This window comes from Stenotrophomonas nitritireducens, from assembly GCF_001700965.1.
GTDB classification, from domain to species: domain Bacteria; phylum Pseudomonadota; class Gammaproteobacteria; order Xanthomonadales; family Xanthomonadaceae; genus Stenotrophomonas; species Stenotrophomonas nitritireducens_A.
In genome coordinates this window covers 813921-832264 of record NZ_CP016756.1, presented here as the reverse complement: position 1 = coordinate 832264, position 18344 = coordinate 813921, and the positions used below count along the sequence as shown (strand labels likewise).

The 18344-nt window shown below is 64.0% G+C and carries 12 protein-coding genes; 8 read left to right on the top strand and 4 right to left on the bottom strand.

Annotated features, from left to right (window positions below; translation table 11 throughout):
- Positions 1–43: 43 nt before the first annotated feature.
- From mfd to BCV67_RS03660, 3 genes are all read right to left on the bottom strand, one after another.
- Positions 44–3619 carry a transcription-repair coupling factor gene (gene mfd / locus BCV67_RS03670; RefSeq protein ID WP_062166526.1) on the bottom strand — a complete coding sequence of 1192 codons (3576 nt, stop codon included), beginning with the start codon at positions 3617–3619 and terminating at the stop codon, positions 44–46.
- Positions 3620–3753: 134 nt separating this feature from the next.
- Positions 3754–4299: a GNAT family N-acetyltransferase gene (locus tag BCV67_RS03665; RefSeq protein WP_062166525.1), complete on the bottom strand. Its 546-nt coding sequence runs from the start codon at positions 4297–4299 to the stop codon at positions 3754–3756.
- Between the two features lie 94 nt (positions 4300–4393).
- Positions 4394–5251, bottom strand: a complete 858-nt coding sequence (locus tag BCV67_RS03660) for a 23S rRNA (adenine(2030)-N(6))-methyltransferase RlmJ (RefSeq protein ID WP_062166524.1) — start codon at positions 5249–5251, stop codon at positions 4394–4396.
- Positions 5252–5401: 150 nt separating this feature from the next.
- Between BCV67_RS03660 and creB the strand changes: the two genes are divergently transcribed.
- From creB to BCV67_RS03620, 8 genes are all read left to right on the top strand, one after another.
- A complete protein-coding gene (creB, locus tag BCV67_RS03655; RefSeq protein ID WP_062166523.1) occupies positions 5402–6100 on the top strand; it encodes a two-component system response regulator CreB in 699 nt (232 codons plus the stop codon).
- Between the two features lie 3 nt (positions 6101–6103).
- Positions 6104–7540 (top strand): two-component system sensor histidine kinase CreC, encoded by a 1437-nt coding sequence (gene creC, locus BCV67_RS03650; RefSeq protein ID WP_062166522.1) that lies wholly within the window; start codon positions 6104–6106, stop codon positions 7538–7540.
- A gap of 82 nt (positions 7541–7622) precedes the next feature.
- A complete protein-coding gene (creD, locus tag BCV67_RS03645) occupies positions 7623–8969 on the top strand; it encodes a cell envelope integrity protein CreD (protein ID WP_062166521.1) in 1347 nt (448 codons plus the stop codon).
- Between the two features lie 67 nt (positions 8970–9036).
- The gene (locus BCV67_RS03640) at positions 9037–9447 is read left to right on the top strand and encodes a hypothetical protein (protein ID WP_062166520.1); all 411 of its coding nucleotides are present in this window, start codon (positions 9037–9039) and stop codon (positions 9445–9447) included.
- 1055 nt (positions 9448–10502) lie between these two features.
- On the top strand, positions 10503–11387 hold the full coding sequence (locus tag BCV67_RS03635; RefSeq protein ID WP_062166519.1) for a carbon-nitrogen hydrolase family protein: 885 nt from the start codon (positions 10503–10505) through the stop codon (positions 11385–11387).
- A 104-nt stretch (positions 11388–11491) separates the two neighbouring features.
- Positions 11492–13084 carry a M20/M25/M40 family metallo-hydrolase gene (locus BCV67_RS03630; protein WP_062166518.1) on the top strand — a complete coding sequence of 531 codons (1593 nt, stop codon included), beginning with the start codon at positions 11492–11494 and terminating at the stop codon, positions 13082–13084.
- A gap of 1041 nt (positions 13085–14125) precedes the next feature.
- Complete coding sequence (gene gltX / locus BCV67_RS03625) at positions 14126–15526, top strand: glutamate--tRNA ligase (protein ID WP_062166517.1); 1401 nt, start codon at positions 14126–14128, stop codon at positions 15524–15526.
- A 16-nt stretch (positions 15527–15542) separates the two neighbouring features.
- A complete protein-coding gene (locus BCV67_RS03620; RefSeq protein WP_062166516.1) occupies positions 15543–16028 on the top strand; it encodes a Fur family transcriptional regulator in 486 nt (161 codons plus the stop codon).
- Positions 16029–16400: 372 nt separating this feature from the next.
- On the opposite strand, the gene BCV67_RS03615 is transcribed toward BCV67_RS03620, so the two are convergent.
- Positions 16401–18101, bottom strand: a complete 1701-nt coding sequence (locus tag BCV67_RS03615; protein ID WP_062166515.1) for an amidohydrolase — start codon at positions 18099–18101, stop codon at positions 16401–16403.
- Between the last annotated feature and the right edge of the window lie 243 nt (positions 18102–18344).

The following is an 18344-nucleotide window of genomic DNA, read 5'->3' as shown; positions in this document are numbered from 1 at the left end:
CAACGCCCCGTCATTTTCACGCAATCTTTACCAATTGATTTATTCAGGCGTTTCCGGGACGCAGCGTGGTCAGCAAGGCACGCGCGGCGTTGAAACGGTCGGCACTTTCCGGCAAGGGATGCTTGATGCGCAGTTTGTCCGGGCCATCCATCTGGTAAAGCTTGGGCTGCTTCTGGATCAACTGGATCACCACCATCGGATCGATGTTGGGCTTGCTGTCAAACACGATGCGGCCGCCGTTCTCGCCCAGCTCCAGCTTGCGGATGCCCAGCTCGTTGGCCTGCAGCTTGAGCTCGGCGATGGCGAACAGGTGCTTGACCGGATCCGGCAACAGGCCGAAGCGATCGATCATTTCCACCTGCAGCTCGCGCAGGCGCTCGCTGTCGCGTGCCGAGCTGATGCGTTTGTACAGGGTCAGGCGGGTGTGCACGTCGGGCAGGTAGTCTTCCGGAATCAACGCCGGCACATGCAGTTCGACTTCGGCACCGCGGGCTTCTTCACCGGCATCCAGGTCGGGCAGCTTGCCGGACTTGATGGAGCGCACCGCGCGTTCCAGCAGTTCGGTGTACAGGCTGAAGCCGATCTCGGCCATCTGCCCGCTCTGGTCTTCGCCGAGCAGTTCGCCGGCACCGCGGATTTCCAGATCGTGGGTGGCCAGGGTGAAGCCGGCACCCAGTTCGTCCATCGAGGCGATGGCTTCCAGGCGTTTGCGTGCATCGGCGGTGATCGAGCGTTTGTCCGGCACCAGCAGATAGGCGTAGGCGCGGTGATGCGAGCGGCCGACACGGCCACGCAGCTGGTGCAGCTGGGCAAGACCGAAGCGGTCGGCGCGGTTGATGATGATGGTGTTGGCGTTGGGGATGTCGATACCCGACTCGATGATGGTACTAGCCAGCAGCACGTTGAAACGCTGCTTCTGGAAATCCAGCATCACCCGTTCCAGCTCGCGCTCGGGCATCTGCCCGTGTGCCATGCCGATGCGCGCCTCGGGTACCAGCTCTGACAGCTCGCGCTGCATCCGGCCCATGCTTTCCACATCGTTGTGCAGGAAGTACAGCTGGCCACCACGCGACAACTCACGCTGGAAGGCTTCGCGCAGCTGCGCGTTGTCCCAGGCGGTGATGAAGGTCTTGACCGCAAGACGGTTCGGCGGCGGGGTGGCGATGATGGACAGATCGCGCAGCCCGGCCATGGCCATGTTCAAGGTGCGTGGAATCGGTGTTGCGGTCAGCGTCAGCAGATGCACGTTGGCGCGCATCGCCTTGAGCGCTTCCTTCTGGCGCACACCGAAGCGTTGTTCCTCATCGACGATGACCAGGCCAAGGTCCTTGAACTTCACGTCCGGCTGCAGCAGGCGATGCGTACCGATGATCACATCGATGGTGCCTTCGGCGACCTTGTCCAGCTCGGCCTTGATTTCCTTTGTGCTCTTGAAGCGCGACAGCACTTCCACCCGCAGCGGGTAATCGGCGAAGCGGTCGCGGAAGTTGCGGTAGTGCTGTTCGGCCAACAAGGTGGTCGGCACCAGTACTGCCACCTGCTTGCCGCCGCTGGCCGCAGCGAACGCGGCGCGCAGTGCAACCTCGGTCTTGCCGAAGCCCACGTCGCCGCAGACCACGCGGTCCATCGGTTGGCTGGACTGCAGGTCGCGTAGGGTGGCCTCGATCGCGGCCTGCTGGTCGGGCGTTTCCTCGAACGGGAAGCCGGCCGCGAATGGCTCATACATGGAGCGGTCGATGTCCAGCGCCAGGCCGGCGCGGGCGCGCCGACGCGCCTGGATTTCCAGCAGTTCGGCGGCCACGTCGCGGACTTTTTCAGCGGCCTTGCGCTTGGCCTTGGCCCATTGCTCGCCGCCAAGCGAATGCAGCGGCGCGGTTTCCGGCGAAGCGCCGGAGTAGCGGCTGATCAGGTGCAGCTGTGCGACCGGCACATACAGGCGGTCGCCCTTGGCGTACTCGATCTCGAGGAATTCGCCGGGCATGCCGCCCACGTCCATCGCAATCAAACCACGGTAGCGACCGACACCATGATCTTCATGGACGATGGGCGCACCTTCGGTCAGCTCGCCAAGGTCACGGATGATCGCCTCGGGCTCACGCCCCGCGCGTCGCGTGCGCCGCGGCTGACCGGCACGCTCAGGAAACAGCTGGCGCTCGGTAAGCACGGCAAGCGCCGGCTCGCTGAGCGCAAAGCCGTCATCCAGCGGCGCGACGGTAATGGCAAACCGGCTGAGCCCCTCTTCCTTCGGGAGAGGGGTTGGGGTGAGGGCGCTCTTGCTCGAGCTTTTGCCAGCAGCCTTACCCCCATCCGACCCTTCGGGCCACTTTCCGCCGAGGGGGGAAGGAAGGAAGTCGTTGAAGCTGGCCACCACATCAGGTCGCAACTCGGCAGCCTGCAACACCTCCAACAACGCCTCGCGCCGTCCTGGTGAATCGGCTGCGATCAGCACCCGGCCCGGGTAGTGTTCGATGAAGGATTTCAACGCCTGTCCGGCCGGTGCATCCTTGGCGGCCACCGGCAGCGGCGGCAACGCCTGGTCACCCAAGGCCTGTGCTTCGGCGATGCGCGGATGAGCGGCCGCCCACACCTCGACACGCGGCAGCCGGTTGAACTGCTCGCGCAGGCTGTCCGGCGACTGGTAGATCTCTTCCGGCGCCAGCAGCGGCCGCTCGATATCGTGGCGGCGTTGTTCGTAGCGGCTGTTGGTCTGCAGCCAGAACGCATCGGAAGCTTCACCAACGCCGCTGCCCAGCACGGTCATGAAACCGTCGGGCAGGTAGTCGAACAAGGTCGCGGTCTGGTTGAAGAACAGCGGCAGCATGTATTCGATGCCCGAAGGCAGCAGGCCGGCCTTCAGATCCTGGTAAAGCGGGCTGCGCCGGGTATCCACATCGAAGCGTTCGCGCAGCGTGGCCAGCACCTTGTTGAGGCTGGCCTCGTCCATCGGTACTTCGCGACCGGGCAGCATCTTCACCGCGGTCACTTTTTCCAGCGAGCGCTGCGATTCGGGGTCGAACTCGCGGATGGAGTCGATATCCTCGTCCAGCAGCTCGATGCGCAAGGGCGCATCGGCACCCATCGGGTAGACGTCGAGCAGGCCGCCGCGCACGGCGAAATCACCCGGATCCATCACCTGCGCGACATTGCGGTAGCCGGCGCTTTCCAGACGGCGCTTTTCAGCGTCCATGTCCAGGCGCTGGCCGACCTTCAGGTCGAAGCTGCCGCCGACGATGTAGCTCAGTGGCGCCAGCCGCTGCAGCAGGGTCTGCACCGGGACCACCACGATGCCTTGTTTCAGCGTCGGCAGGCGGTGCAGGGCGGCAAGACGCTGCGAAATGATGTCCGGGTGCGGGCTGAACTGGTCGTAGGGCAGGGTTTCCCAATCCGGGAACGGCACCACCGGCAGGGCGCAGTCCGGCCCCAGCAAGGTCTGCAGGTCCGCCACCAGCTGATGCGCGCTGTGGTTATCGCGGGTTACCAGCAGCAACGGTTTGGCATGCGCCTGCGCGGCGCAGGCAACATGCCAGGCCAGCGCGCTGCTGGATGCCGGAGCGCGCCACCAGGCGCGGAGCTGGCCCGAACGGGGCAGCGGCGGAATGGGGTAGGTGATAGACGACATGAACTGCGAATTTTACCAGATGCGTCGCGACAGCCTCATCGCGCCCGGATATGGCTTGCGGGCGCAGTAGCCGGACGGCATCGCGACAGGCGCCTTTGCCGGCGCCTGTGCAGGGGCAACCGCCAAATGGCGGCCTAGTTGGCCAGTTCCAGCACCATCCGCACGAGCCCGGGGGCGGCAGCGGGGTGGGGCACCTGCTTGAAGCCCAGCGAGGCGGCCAGTTGCAGCATCGGCTCGTTTTCCTGGGCGATATCGCCGTACAGGCGGTCCAGGTATTTGCCGCGTGCCCATTTGACCAGCTTGCGCATCAGTTGCCGGCCAAGGCCCTGGCCGGCCAGGAAACGGCTGACCAGGATGGCGTATTCGGCATCGCGGGTGCCGGGAATAATGGAGGCGCGGGCCACCGCACCCACCACCGCTTCACCCGGCGGCAACGGTTCGGCGGCCACCAGTGCGATTTCGGTCTTGGGGTTGGGGTGGGTCAGGCGCTGGGCCGTTTCATCAGACAATGATTCGACCGATTGCAGGAACTTGTCACGGACTTCTTCCGGACCGAACAGGGCAAATGCGCCCTGCAGCGGTGCGCCGTCTTCAGGGCGGATGGGCCGGATCAGCAGCTCGCGGCCGCTGGGTGCCTTGAAATTTTCATGCCACGGGGGCATGCGGTTGCGTGTGGCCATGACTACGTTTCCTCCAAAGTCGCTTGATTCTGTCACCGCCGGTGCTAAGTACTGTGAACGAGGTCAAACGCAGGTGCAGCTGCCAGTGGGCCCGTCACCCGGGTGTCTTGAGCCACTCCAGCCGGGTCGAGGCACCGGCCTCGCCCATATGCTGCTTCAGCACGGGCAGTGCCGGGGCCAGAACCTGCTCGAACTGCCATGGCGGGTTCAGCAGCAGCATCCCGCTACCATTCAGACGCAGGGGGGAGTCGTCGGACCTCACCATCAGTTCGGCGATCAGCGCCGACTTGGCCGGCAGCGAGGCCGCCTTGCGGAAAAACGGCTGCAGGGTGCGGCGTTGCTTGATCGGGTACCAGACCGCGCACTGTGCCTGCGGCATACGCGTCAGAATCTCACGCAGGGTTGAGATGATCTGTGGGTACTCGGCATCCTGCACTTCGTAGGGTGGGTCGATCAGCACCAGCGCCCGGCCGATCTTGGTTTCGCCGCTCTTGGGCGGCAGGAAGGCGCGGATGGCTTCGTAGCCGTTGCCGGCATGCACCTGCACTCGCCGGTCGTGGGCAAACAGCTCCCTGAGCGCGTTGACCTCGTCCTTCTGCAGCTCGCAGGCGGCCATGCGGTCCTGCTCGCGCAGGGCGCGGGCGGCCAGCAGCGGCGAGCCGGGGTAGGAGATCATCGCGCCCACCGGGTTGTCGGCCTGCACTGCGCGCAGATAGTGCTCCACCACTTCCGGCAGCGCCGGGGTGGTCATCAGCCGCAGTACGCCATCGTCGATCTCGGCGGTTTTGCGGCTTTCTTCGGCAGACAGCAGGTAGCGGCCGCGGCCGGCATGCGTGTCCAGCACGAAGAACGGTGATTCCTTGCGCTTGAGCGCGTCGATCATCGCCAACATGACGATGTGCTTGAGAACGTCGGCGTGGTTGCCGGCGTGGAAGGCGTGGCGATAATTCATCGGCGAAGTTTACGGGCTGCAGCGTTGCGTGCGCGTTTTGATTGCAGTGTGGCGTGACCGGCTGCCCGCTGGCGCTGGTTCCAGGCCCCTGTCGGGCGCCGCCACCCTGGCAGGGCTGGTGTCTGCGGCAAGGGCGGCTATGCTGATGCAATGTCCAGCCAACCTGCCCGGGTACTCGTCGTCGAAGACGAGGCCGCCATCGCCGATACCCTGCTTTATGCGCTGCGCAGCGAGGGCTACAGCGCCAGCCATTGTGCGCTGGGCCGTGAGGCCCTGGCACTGCTGCGCCAGGACGGGGCCGATGTGGTGGTGCTGGATGTCGGCCTTCCCGACCTGGGCGGTTTCGAGGTCTGCCGTGAACTGCGCACCTTCAGCCAGGTGCCGGTGATCTTCCTGACCGCCCGCAACGATGAGTTCGACCGCGTACTGGGGCTGGAGCTGGGTGCCGACGACTATGTGACCAAGCCGTTCTCGCCGCGCGAGATGGTCGCCCGGGTGCGCGCGCGCCTGCGCCGGGCCGCGCCTGCCGCGCCAGCGTCGCAGGCCGGTGGCTGGAAGCCGCTGGGCCGCTTCGCGATTGACCAGGAAGGCAGGCGCATTCGCTATGACGAGGTGCTGCTGGACCTGACCCGCTACGAGTACGCCCTGCTGGCGGCACTGCTGCAGCGGCCCGGGGCGATTCTGAGCCGTGCGCAGCTGATGGAGCGCGGCTGGGACCACACCAGCGACAGCACCGACCGCACCGTCGATACCCATGTCAAAACCCTGCGGGCCAAGCTGCGTGCAGCCGGTGCGCAGGGCGAGCCTATCCGTACCCACCGTGGCGTCGGCTACGCCCTGGATGTGTGACCGATGCGGCTGGGGCTGAAGATATTCCTGGGATTCTTCTTGATTGTCGGCATCGCCGCGTTCTTCGTGATGCGGGTGTTCGTCAACGAGGTCAAACCGGGCGTACGCCAGGCCATGGAATCCACTCTGGTGGATGCGGCCAACGTATTGGCGGTGATGGCCGCGCCGGATCTGAAAGACGGGCATATCGGCGACGGCGAGTTCGCCGCGCGGCTGGCCACCGCGCAGCGGCGCGATCCCAAGGCGATGGTGTGGCGCTTCCCCAAGCGCAGCATTGATTACCGGGTGACGGTGACCAATGCGCAGGGCATCGTGGTCTACGACTCGCGCGGCCAGGACGTGGGCCGCGACAACTCACGCTGGAATGACGTCTACAAGACGCTGCGCGGCGAATACGGGGCACGGTCCAGCCCCGAAATTCCCGGTGACGAGACCAATACCGTGATGCACGTTGCCGCGCCAATGTATGACCCGGCCGACGGGCGCACCTTGATTGGCGTGCTTACCCTGTCCCAACCCAACGACACCATCGATCCGTTCATCGTTGCCAGCCAGCGCGCCATCATGGCGCGCGGCGCATGGCTGATCGGGCTGTCGGCGCTGATCGGCCTGTTGATGACCTGGTGGCTGTCGCGCGGCATCGGCGGGCTCAGCCGCTACGCCAAGGCGGTGAGCGCTGGTGAGCCGGTGCCGCCGCCCAAGCGCCGTCGCGACGAGATCGGCGACCTGGGGCAGGCATTGGAAACCATGCGCCGCAAGCTCGAGGGCAAGGCCTACGTCGAACAGTACGTGCAATCGCTGACACATGAGATGAAGAGCCCGCTGGCCGCCATACGCGGTGCCGCCGAGCTGCTGCAGGAGCCCCTGCCGGAGGCCGACCGCCAGCGCTTCGCCGCCAATATCGTGCAGCAGGAGCGGCGCCTGACCGAAACCATCGACCAGCTGCTGCGGCTTGCCGAGGTGGAGCAACACGGTTGGCTGCAGCGGCGCAGCGCGGTGGATCTGGTGGCGGTCTGTCGCGCGCTGGCCGAGGACGCCGGTCCACGACTGCAGGCAGGCCAGATCGAACTGGATCTGGCGCTGCCTTCGCACGCCAGCGTGCAGGGTGATGCCTTCCTGTTGCGGCAGGCGCTGTCCAACCTGCTGGACAATGCAATCGCGTTCTGCCCGCTCAACGGCCGCATCGTGGTGAGCGTGCAGCGGCAGGGGCCGGATTGGCGCATCGCGGTGCGCGACAACGGGCCAGGTGTGCCGGAATACGCGCAGGACCGCGTGTTCGAACGGTTCTACTCGCTGGCGCGGCCCGGCAGCGGGCAGCGCAGTTCCGGCCTGGGCCTGCCGTTCGTGGCCGAGGTGGCGCGTCTGCACGGTGGTGTCGCGCAGCTGGGCAACCATCCCGAAGGCGGGGCCGAGGCGAGCTTGCTGCTGCCGGCGGGCTGACTTCACATTCGCTTCAAACTCGGCACAAACCCCGCTCACCGGCGGCGTTCAACCTGTCCCTGTTTCCACACGAGGACGGGACATGACTTCCCTGAAACTGCTGTTGCGCTTCGCCATTGTCGGCGGGCTGGTGTTGTTGCTGCTGATTCCCCTGCTGCTGATCCGCAGCACCATCAATGAGCGTGAGCGTTACCGCGACGAGGCGGTCGAGCGGGTGTCGCAGAGCTGGGCCGGCGAGCAGTCGCTGATCGGCCCGGTACGGGTGCTGCCATGGACGCAGCAGCGTGAGGTGGAAATTCCGGCCGAAGGCGACAAGCCGCGCCGGACCGAACTGCGCGTTGAAGGTGGCTATGACCTGCAGATGCCGACGCGTTTGAACGTGCAGGGCAATATGCGCACCGATGAGCGCACCGTGGGCCTGTTCAAGGTGCCGGTCTACAACTGGCAGGCCAAGCTGCAGGCCGAGTTTGCCGAGACCAGCTATGCCGCGGTGCCGGGGCGGACCTATGGCAACCCGTATCTGGCCATGGGCATCTCCGACGTGCGCGGCCTTGTTGGTACGCCGAACCTGCGCGTCGACGGCCGGGCGGTCCAGTTGAAGCCGGGCGCCGGCGTACTGGAGGGAACGTCCAAGGGCCTGCATGCATCGCTGTCGCCATTGCCGGATGCGATGCAGGGCGTGCTGCGCGAGGGCAGCAAGGTTGAGCTGGAGTTCGTGCTGGGGGGCACGCGTTCGCTGGCGATTGCGCCGGTGGGTGACGATACCCGGGTTTCCCTGTCTTCAACCTGGCAGCACCCCTTGTTTGGCGGCAGCTTCCTGCCCAACGAGCGCAACATCGACGCCAGCGGTTTCAAGGCGGAGTGGGCGGTGTCTTCGCTGGCCTCGGCGGCGCAGTCGCAGCTGGCTCAGGCCATCCGCAGTGACGGTAGCAATGTCGAGGTGCTCAACGTGGCCTTGGTGGATCCGGTGGACACCTACACGCAGGTGGTCCGGGCCAGCAAATACGGCATCTTGTTCGTGCTGCTGACCTTCGTTGGTTTCGCGTTGTTCGAGTTGATCAAGCAGTTGAAGATCCATCCGCTGCAATACCTGCTGGTTGGCCTGGCGTTGGCGATCTTCTTCCTGCTGCTGCTGAGCTTGTCCGAGCAGATTGCGTTCTGGCAGGCGTATCTGATCGCGGCGGCGGCCTGTATCGGCCTGCAGGGTTTCTATCTGAGCGGGGTTTTGCATAGCTGGAAGCGCGGTGTCGGCTTCGCCACGATGCTGACGATGTTGTACGGCGTGCTGTACGTCTTGCTGATTTCGGAGAACAACGCGCTGCTGATGGGCTCGCTGCTGTTGTTCGGCATCCTGGCGGCGATCATGTGGATCACCCGCAAGGTGGACTGGTACGAGCTGAGCAGTCGTGCGGTGAACAAGCAGGGTTGATTGGTCGGTTGCGATGACGGGGCGGGGTGGTGAAGGCCATCCCGCCTCTTTCGTAAGGAGGAAGGACATGAATCGTGCATTGATCCATCGCCGCGCGCAGCGCTTGTTGCCGGCGGGTATCGAGACCTGCGGCCTGCTGCACTTCGGCATGGCGCCGGGGCAGGTGGAGCGGGCGTTGTTGGGGAGCGTGTTTGCCGATGAGCGGGTGCAGGGAGTTGTGGCGTTGCGCTTGTCGTTGTCGACAGCCTTGGCGATCCGGCGCAAGGGGCTGCGGTATTTCGAGGCGGGTGATTGGGTGTATTCGGCGTTTGCGGGTACTGATTCGTCAGGTTTTGGAGGTGAAGCGGGCGGGGCGGTAGCGGTTGATGCGTTGCCGGCGGGGCATGGCGCTGGGTATTCGGCCGTGGCTCAGGATGGGCGGTCGTGGTTTGTGGTGTTGCCGGTGGAGCGCATGGTGGTTTATGGGTGGTGGGAGTGACTGGGTGACTGTTGCTTGCCTGATTGCACGCGGCCTCTGTCCTCTTTGCGAGGAGCGCTTTTCTCTCGCCGTGCAGATTGGGGTGTTCGTGGTGCTTGCCCCGCGAAGGCGGGCAGCAGACGCACATCAAACTGCATGAAGCCTCCCTTCTCCCGCTTGCGGGAGAAGGTGCCCGGAGGGCGGATGAGGGGAGCTTTTAGCTTTGGTTCCGGCTTTTTGTTTTTTGGCAGGGTAGCAACAGCAACAGCTTTTACTCCCCTGCGGGGAGCGAGTCACTTTTCTTTGCTTGTGCAAAGAAAAGATAACCAAAAGAAAACACACCCTGCCTCCGCGCCCACGCCGCTACGCGACGCAGGTCCACTCCGCTGGCAGGATTTTTCGACGAGACATCCCTGTCTCGTCGAAAAACGACGCACATCCCTGTGCGTCGCCCCATGCGGGGTCTTGTCTGCCAGCTCCGTCGCTGCGGAAGGGGCCCGGTGAGGCAAAAGCTGAAAGCAACAGCAACAGCAACAGAAGAAGAAGGAGAAGGAGAAGCAAGAGCAGGAGTAGCAAAAGCAGCAGCAATCGCAACAACAAGCATCGCCGGTGCCGCAACCCCGGCACATATCCTGCGGGATCAGTTTTCAGTGCGCTGGCCGCAGCATCCACCGGCGGGATGAGCGCAATTGCAGCTTTAGCCCCTCTCCCCTTGCGGGAGAGGGGTTGGGGAGAGGGGCGGCGCCGGAGAAGCCGAGCACGTAAGTCACTCCCCATAAGCTCTGGAATCCGCACAAGCACTCAGCACTCACCATGATCGCGCTGTCTGATCAGTAATTGCCGCCAAGTCTCGAAGACATCGCGCACCTGTACATGCCAGTGTTAAAAACATGCCTCTCTCAACCAGCGCGGTATCAAGCATGGCTGCAGCCATGCCATCCAACGCAGGTGCGGCCTTCCGACGCACTCACTTGCTGCGACAATCAGCCTTAAGCACCCAGTTGAACTGCAATGAGTGGGTGGTGACCTGCCGTGCATCCGTTTACATTCTGGACCCCTGGTGTGGAGGCTGTTGCATGAAAATCGCCGTTGCCCGATATCCCGTGGGTTCGCCTGCGAGTTTTGAAGATTTTGCTGTCCGCCAAGCGCAGGTGCTGGCTGAGGCGGCCGCGGCGGGCGCGCGCATCGCGGTGCTGCCGGAATACCTCTCGCTGGAACTGGCGGCCAGCGGTGGCCGGTCGGTGTTCCGGGATCTGGCCGCATCGCTGGCGGCCATCCAGCCGTACCGGCAGCGCTGGCTGGAACTGTTCTCACGGCTGGCGCGGGAACTGGACATGCATATCGTGGCCGGAAGTTTCCTGCTCGCTGGCGACAATGGCCGATACCGCAATCGCTGCGATTGGCTGACGCCGCAGGGCGAGCAGCTATGGCAGGACAAACTGCAGCTGACCGGTTTCGAAAAAAGTACCGGCCTCATCGTGCCCGGCGATACGCTTAAGGTCTTCGAGATAGATGGCATCCGCGTTGCTGTGGCGATCTGCTACGACAGCGAGTTTCCGTTGCCGGTGCGGCGGCAGTACGAAGCCGGGGCGCGGCTGTTGATCGTGCCCAGCTGCACCGATACCGCTGCCGGCGCCATGCGTGTGCGCGTCGGTTGTCTGGCACGCGCGCTGGAGAACCGCATGTTCGTGGCGCAGGCGGTGACTGTGGGGCTGGCACAGTGGGACCCTGCGCTGGACGGAAACGCCGGCGAGGCCGCTGTCTATGCGCCGATGGATGTGGTTTTCCCTGCCCATGGCGTGCTCACGCAAACCGGTAACGGCCAGTTGTGGGCCTATGCGACGCTGGATTTTGCGGCCTTCGAGGCCAGTCGCAGGTACGCACAGGTGGCCAATGACCGTGATTGGCAAAGCCAGCTGCGGCCCGCGCTTGCGCATGCAGTGGTGACCGTCGCGGATTGAACAGGTCATTTGCGGTCAACCATGACCATTGGCCGGCTCGGCAGGGGCGGTCTGCTGGCTAGACTCGGTGCTTTGTCGTCATTGGGCCTGAGGCCGGGGGAAGCATGATCAAGCGGGGTTTGTTGGCGTTGTGCATGGGCGTGGCGGTGAGCGCCACGGCGCAGTCGGCCGAGCAGGTGGATCTGGACATGGTGGGCAAGATCCGCCAGGAAGCTTTCCATCGTTCGCAGGTGATGGATACCTTCAGTCATCTGACCGAGACCATCGGTCCGCGCCTGACCAATTCGCCGGCCATGGCCCAGGCCAATACCTGGACCCGCGGCAAGTTCAACGAGTGGGGCCTGGTCAATGTGCACGACGAGGCCTTCGAGGACTTCGGTCGCGGTTGGGAGTTCACCTCGGCCAGCGTCGAGATGCTCGGCCAGCGCGTTCAGCCGCTGCACGCACTTCCCAAGGCGTGGACGCCGGGCACCAACGGTCCGGTCGAAGGTGAACTGATCCAGGTCGACATCAAGAAGCTGGCCGACCTTGAAAAATACAAGGGCAAGCTGCGCGGCAAGATCCTGCTGCTGGGTGATGCGCGCGAATACAAGCGTGGCACCGAGTCTGACTCGCACCGTCACGACGCCACTTCGCTGGAAGGCCTGCAGACCTTCACCATCCCCAAGACGGCCGAGGAAGACCGAGCAAAGCGCTTGAAGGATTTCAACGAGCGCCAGGAGCTGACCAAGGCGGTCAATGCGTTCTTCATCGATGAAGGTGCGTTGGCGGCGATCAGCATCAGCGGTTGGGATAACGGCATCATCCGTGTGGCCGGTGGTGGTTCGCGCAAGGCCGGTGAGTCGGTGGGCATTCCCGAATTGGCGATGATTGCCGAGCACTTCAATCCACTGGTGCGTGCGCTCAAGGACAAGCAGACGGTGACGTTGCGGGTCAACGTGGATGCGCGCTTTACCGATGACACCAACCAGCCAGGCCACAACACGCTGGCCGAGATCCGTGGCAGCAGCAAGGCCGACGAGATCGTGATGCTTGGCGCGCATATGGATTCCTGGCACACCGGCACCGGTGCGGCCGACAACGCCGCGGGCGTGGCGGTGATGATGGAGGCGATGCGCATCCTCAAGGCGGTGGGTGCCAAGCCCAAGCGCACCATCCGCGTGGGTCTGTGGAGCGGTGAGGAGCAGGGGCTGATCGGTTCACAGGCCTATGTGGCGCAGCATTTTGCGCGTTACCCGGAGCCGACCGATCCGGCGCAGAAGGCGTTGCCGGCGTCGCTGCGCGAGCCGACCGGTCCGCTGCAGAAAATGCGTGATTACGACAAGTTCCAGGTCTATTTCAACATGGACAATGGTTCGGGCCGGTTCCGTGGCATCTATGCGCAGGAAAACATGGCGGCGATGCCGATCTTCGAGGCATGGTTGAAGCCGTTCAATGATGTGGGTGCGACAACGGTGGTCTCGCGTAACACCGGCAGCACGGACCACATCAGTTATGACCGGGTAGGTCTGCCGGGCTTCCAGTTCGTGCAGGATCGTCTGGACTACTTCAGCAATGTGCATCACAGCCATCTGGACACCTGGGACCACGCCGAGGCGGAGGATCTGAAGCAGGCGGCGGCGATTGTGGCGTCGTTTGTCTACAACGCTGCGATGCGCGAGGAGCGTTTCCCGCGTAAACCGTTGTTGGAGAAGTGAGTTAGCTGGGTTTGCTTGAAGGAAGGGCCGCATTGCGGCCCTTCTGCTTTTGGGGCACAACAAGCTAAGGCGGATGTAGCCCTTCTCCCGCCTGCGGGAGAAGGTGCCCGAAGGGCGGATGAGGGGAGCTTTGGCTCTAGCTGTTGCTGGCGCTCTAGTCTCTTATGTACAGCAGTTGCAAGAGCAAGAGCAAGAGCAAGAGAAAGAGCTTTCACTCCCCTGCGGGGAGCGAGTCACTTTTCTTTGCTTGTGCAAAGAAGAAGTAACCAAAAGAAAGCACACCCTGCCTCCGCGCCCACGCCGCTACGCAGCGCGGGTCCACTGCGCTGGCAGGATTTTTCGACGAGACATCCCTGTCTCGTCGAAAAACGACGCACATCCCTGTGCGTCGCCCCATGCGGGGTTTTGTCTGCCAGCTCCGTCGCTGCGGAAGGGGGCCCGGTGAATCAAAAGCCGGAGCGAGGGCGACTGCAACGGCCAAAGCTAAAGCTAAAGCCAAAGCCAAAGCCAAAGCCAGAGGCAGAGGCAGAGCTGCCCTCACCCCAACCCCGCTCCGCGCCCCGGCCCTCGCGTCGCCGCGAGGGCGCTCTAAGAGTCGCGAACCAGTGGTTCGCAAGCGCCTCTTCTCGCCCCGCAGGCGGGAGAGAGGCTTACAGCTGCAGGTCGCGGGGTTTTGCTCCCTTCTCCCGCAGGCGGGAGAAAGACTTACAGCTGCAGGTCGCGGGATGTTGCTCCCTTCTCCCGCAGGCGGGACAAGGGCTGGTAGCTGCAGGTCGCGGGCTGTTGCTCCCTTCTCCCGCAGGTGGGACAAGGGCTGGTAGCTGCAGATCGCGGGCTTTTGTTCCCTTCTCCCGCAAGCGGGAGAAGGTGCCCCGAAGGGGCGGATGAGGGGAGCTTTTGATCTTCCGCTCCGCCGTTCAGCCCATGATCGTCTTCAACAAAAAAGCCAATAACCGCTTGCGGGGCCGCGTTAAAAGCCCCTCAGCTACGTCAATGCGGGGGAAGAGGTAAAATGCCCCGATTCCCACTTCTGCGCCCGTCATGACCGTCCGTACCCGCTTTGCCCCCAGTCCCACCGGCTACCTGCATATTGGTGGCGCCCGCACCGCGCTGTACTGCTGGTTGGAGGCGCGCCACCGTGGCGGTGAGTTCGTGCTGCGCATTGAAGATACCGACCGCGAGCGCTCAACCCAGGCTGCCATCGATGCCATCCTCGAGGCGATGGATTGGCTGGGGCTGGGCTATGACGAAGGTCCGATCTACCAGACCGACCGCGTCGCCCGTTACAAGGAAGTGGCCGAGCAGCTGATCGCCGACGGCAAGGCCTACTACGCCTACGAGACCAAGGAAGAGCTGGACGCCATGCGCGAGGCCGCCATGGCCAAGCAGGAGAAGCCGCGTTACAACGGCGCCGCCCGCGAGCTCAAGCTGCCGTACAAGGACGACCCGAACCGCGTCATCCGCTTCAAGAACCCGCTCGACGGCACCGTGCTGTTCGATGACCTGATCAAGGGCAACATCGAAATCGCCAACAGCGAGCTGGATGACATGGTCATCTTCCGTCCGGATGGCTACCCCACCTACAATTTCGCGGTGGTGGTCGACGATTGGGACATGAACATCAATGAGGTCATCCGCGGTGATGACCACATCAACAACACCCCGCGCCAGATCAACCTGTACCAGGCCATCGGTGCACCGGTGCCGAAGTTCGGCCATATGCCGATGATCCTGGACGAGCAGGGCGCCAAGCTGTCCAAGCGCACCGGCGCGGCCGATGTCATGCAATACAAGGACGCCGGTTACCTGCCCGAGGCGCTGCTGAGCTACCTGGCCCGGCTGGGCTGGTCGCACGGCGACCAGGAGATCTTCACACGGCAGGAACTGATCGACCTGTTCGACGTCACCAACTGCAACTCCAAGGCCGCGCGCCTGGACATGGCCAAGCTGGGCTGGGTCAACCAGCACTTCCTGAAGACCGAGACGCCCGAATCCATTGCGCCACACCTGGTCTACCAGCTGGAAAAGCTGGGCCTGGACCTGGCCAAGGGCCCGGCACCGGTGGACGTGGTCATCGCCCTGCGCGAGCGCGTGCAGACCCTGAAGGAAATGGCCGAGAAGGCAGTGGTCTGGTACACCCCGCTGAACGAGTACGACGAAGCCGCGGTGGCCAAGCATTTCAAGGCCGGCGCCGAGGTTCCGCTGGGCAAGGCCCGTGAGCTGCTGGCCGCGGCTGAATGGACTGCCGAAGGCGTGTCGGCGGCGCTGCACGACGTGGCCGCGCAGTTGGAAATCGGCATGGGCAAGATCGCCCAGCCGCTGCGCGTGGCCATCACCGGCACCCAGGTGAGCCCTGACATTTCCCATACCGTGTACCTGGCCGGCCGCGACGAGGCCTTGAAACGCATCGACGCCGCACTCATCAAGATCCCAACGGCCTGATTCCGACGAGGTAGCCATGACCGATGCACACTCCTGTACCGCCCCGCACCACCACGTTGAAGACGCGGCGGATTTTGTTGCGGTGGTCGAGCGGGTGTGCCGTGAGCGCGGTCTGCGGCTGACGCCGATCCGCGCCAACGTGCTGCGCCTCATCGCCGAGGCGGGCAAGCCGGTCAAGGCTTACGAATTGCTGGAGTGGGTGCGCGAAGGCAAGGGCGTGGGCGCCGATGCCCCGCCCACCGTCTACCGCGCGCTGGATTTCCTGATGGCCAATGGCTTCGTGCACAAGTTGGCTTCGGTCAACTCGTTTGTCGCCTGCCATCACCCCAGCAGCAACCAGCACTCGGTGCCCTTCCTGATCTGCGACCGCTGCCATAGCGCGGTGGAGCTGGAGGACCGCGACATCGTCCGTCAGCTGGAGGCTCGCGCCAAGGAGCTGGGCTTCAAGCCGCAGGCGCAGACGCTGGAAGTGCATGGCCTGTGCGCGAACTGCGCAGGCTGAAGCTCAAAGCCTAGGCTGAAGCTTGAAGCTTGAAGCCCCTCTCCCGCCGGGAGAGGGGTTGGGGTGAGGGTAGGGCAGGTGTGTGAACCTGTAGGCCTGAACCACCGGCACTACCTCGGCTAGCTCAATGCGCTATCGGTTTCGATTGTCGTGATGGCTTCGCGGCTTACGCCGCTCCTACAAATGCAGGATCTTTGCGGCGCTGCGCTCTTTGTAGGAGCGGCGTGAGCCGCGAAGCCGATAGGCCTGAACCACCGCGATTTACCTCGGCGGGTTCAATGCGCTATCGGCTTCGGTTGTCGTCGTGGCTTGTGCCGCTCCCACAAGGTGGGAAATTGGCGCGGCAGTGTTCACGCCAATCACATAGCGTCTTTACGGCTTCGGCTTTGCCTCGTAAACCACTTCGCCATCCTTGATCGTCTGCAGCACCTTGATGGTGTGCAGTTGGCTGCGTTCGATGCTTAGCGGGTTGTCCGACAACACCGCCAGATCTGCGCGCTTGCCGACTTCGATCGAGCCCTTGCTGCTCTCCTCGCCATACTGCCGCGCCGCCCACAAGGTAATGGATTTCAGTGCGATTTCCGGTGACACGCGCTGGTCCGGACCGAGCACACGGCCGCTGCGGGTCACGCGGTTGACCGTTGCGTCCAGCACCCGCATCGAATCGGGGAATACCACCGGCGCATCGTGGTGCGAGGTGAACACCATGCCGGCGTCCAGTACCCATTGCGTGGGCGAGATGTTTTCGGCGCGTTCCGGCCCCAGCACCGAGTCGCGGTGCCAATCGCCCCAGTAATAGGTGTGCATCGGGAACAACGACGGGAAGATGCCCAGCTGGCGCAGTTCGCCGACCTGGTCCTTGCGCAGGGTCTGGCCGTGGATCAGCACCGGCACCAGATGCTTGTCCGGGTATTTCGCTTCGGCGGTGGCAACGGCGTGGATCAGCTGGTCGATGGCGGCGTCGCCGTTGGCGTGCGCCAGCAGCTGCCAGCCATGGCCCCAGGCTTGCGTGACCAGGTCGTCGACCTTGGCGTCCGGAAAGGCGGGGTAGCCGGCATAGTCAGGCTTCTCGCCCTCGGGCACTTTGTAATACGGCTTGGTGAGCCATGCGGTCTTGCCCTGTGGCGAACCGTCCAGGCTGATCTTCACCCCGCCGATGCGGTAGTGCTCGGTGTAGTTCAGGCCGTAGAACGGCCCCTGCATGGCCGGGTTGTGCAGCGCCACTTCAATATCGGGGTAGGCCACAACATCGATCTTCAAACGGCCGCCTTGGGCCGCCAGTGGCAGCAGTTGCAAAGTGCCCGCGTCGCTCCTGCCGTCCTGGGCGGTGGTGTAGCCGTATTTCATGTACAAGGCCTGCCCGGCTTCGAGCATGGCCAGCGACTGCTCGGCGGTCATGGCCGGCATCAGCTTGGCCAGGGCCATGCTGTGCGCGCTTTCTTCCAGCACGCCATCGGGGGTCTTGCCGTCGGCTTCGCGGCGGATCACCCCGCCCGGCGGATTGGGCGTGTCGGCGGTGATGCCGGCCAACTCCAGCGCCTTGCTGTTGTAGGCGCCGAGATGGCCGGACTGGTGCATCAGGATGACCGGGATATCGGTGGCGATGGCATCCAGATCCTGGCGGGTCGGGTGCCGCTGTTCGGCCAACTGCGAATCGTCGTAGCCGAAACCGATCAACACCTTGTAGCCCTCGGGCGTGGTCGGGTGTGCGCGGAACTCGCGCATGATCTTCTGCAGCGCGGGGATCGAATTGCCTTCGCCATCGGGCGCGGGCAGAAGGTTGGCGGACAACGCCTGCAGGCCAACCCCGGAAACATGGCCGTGCGCGTCGATGAAACCCGGCGTCAGCGTGTGGCCCTGCAGATCAACCTGCTGCGCCTGCGGGCTGAAGCGGCGCGCCGCCGTGCGGGTGCCGACAAAGGCGATGCGGCCATCACGGACCACGATGGCTTCAGCGCTGGGCTGCTTGTCATCGACGGTGATGATCGGGCCGCCGGAGTACAGCGTGTCGGCTGCGTTGGCGGCGGGGGCCGTGAGCGCGGCCAGGATGGACGCGGCCAGAATCATTTTCATCGAGGGTTCGCCCGGCTGGAGACAGGGGTACAGCCTAGCGCTTTAGTGCTTACCGTTGTGTTGAAGGACGGCGCGGTCCGTTTTGAAGCGGGGTTCGCTTGGATACAGTTGTTTCTGGCCCGTTCTTGCGTCGCGTGGCGGGCTTTTACGGCGATGGGTGCGCGGGTGGTTGGCAGGGTTCATTGGGAAAGCCCCTGCCGAGCATGGCTCGGCACTACGGTTTTCACCCCCTCCCTTTCGCGT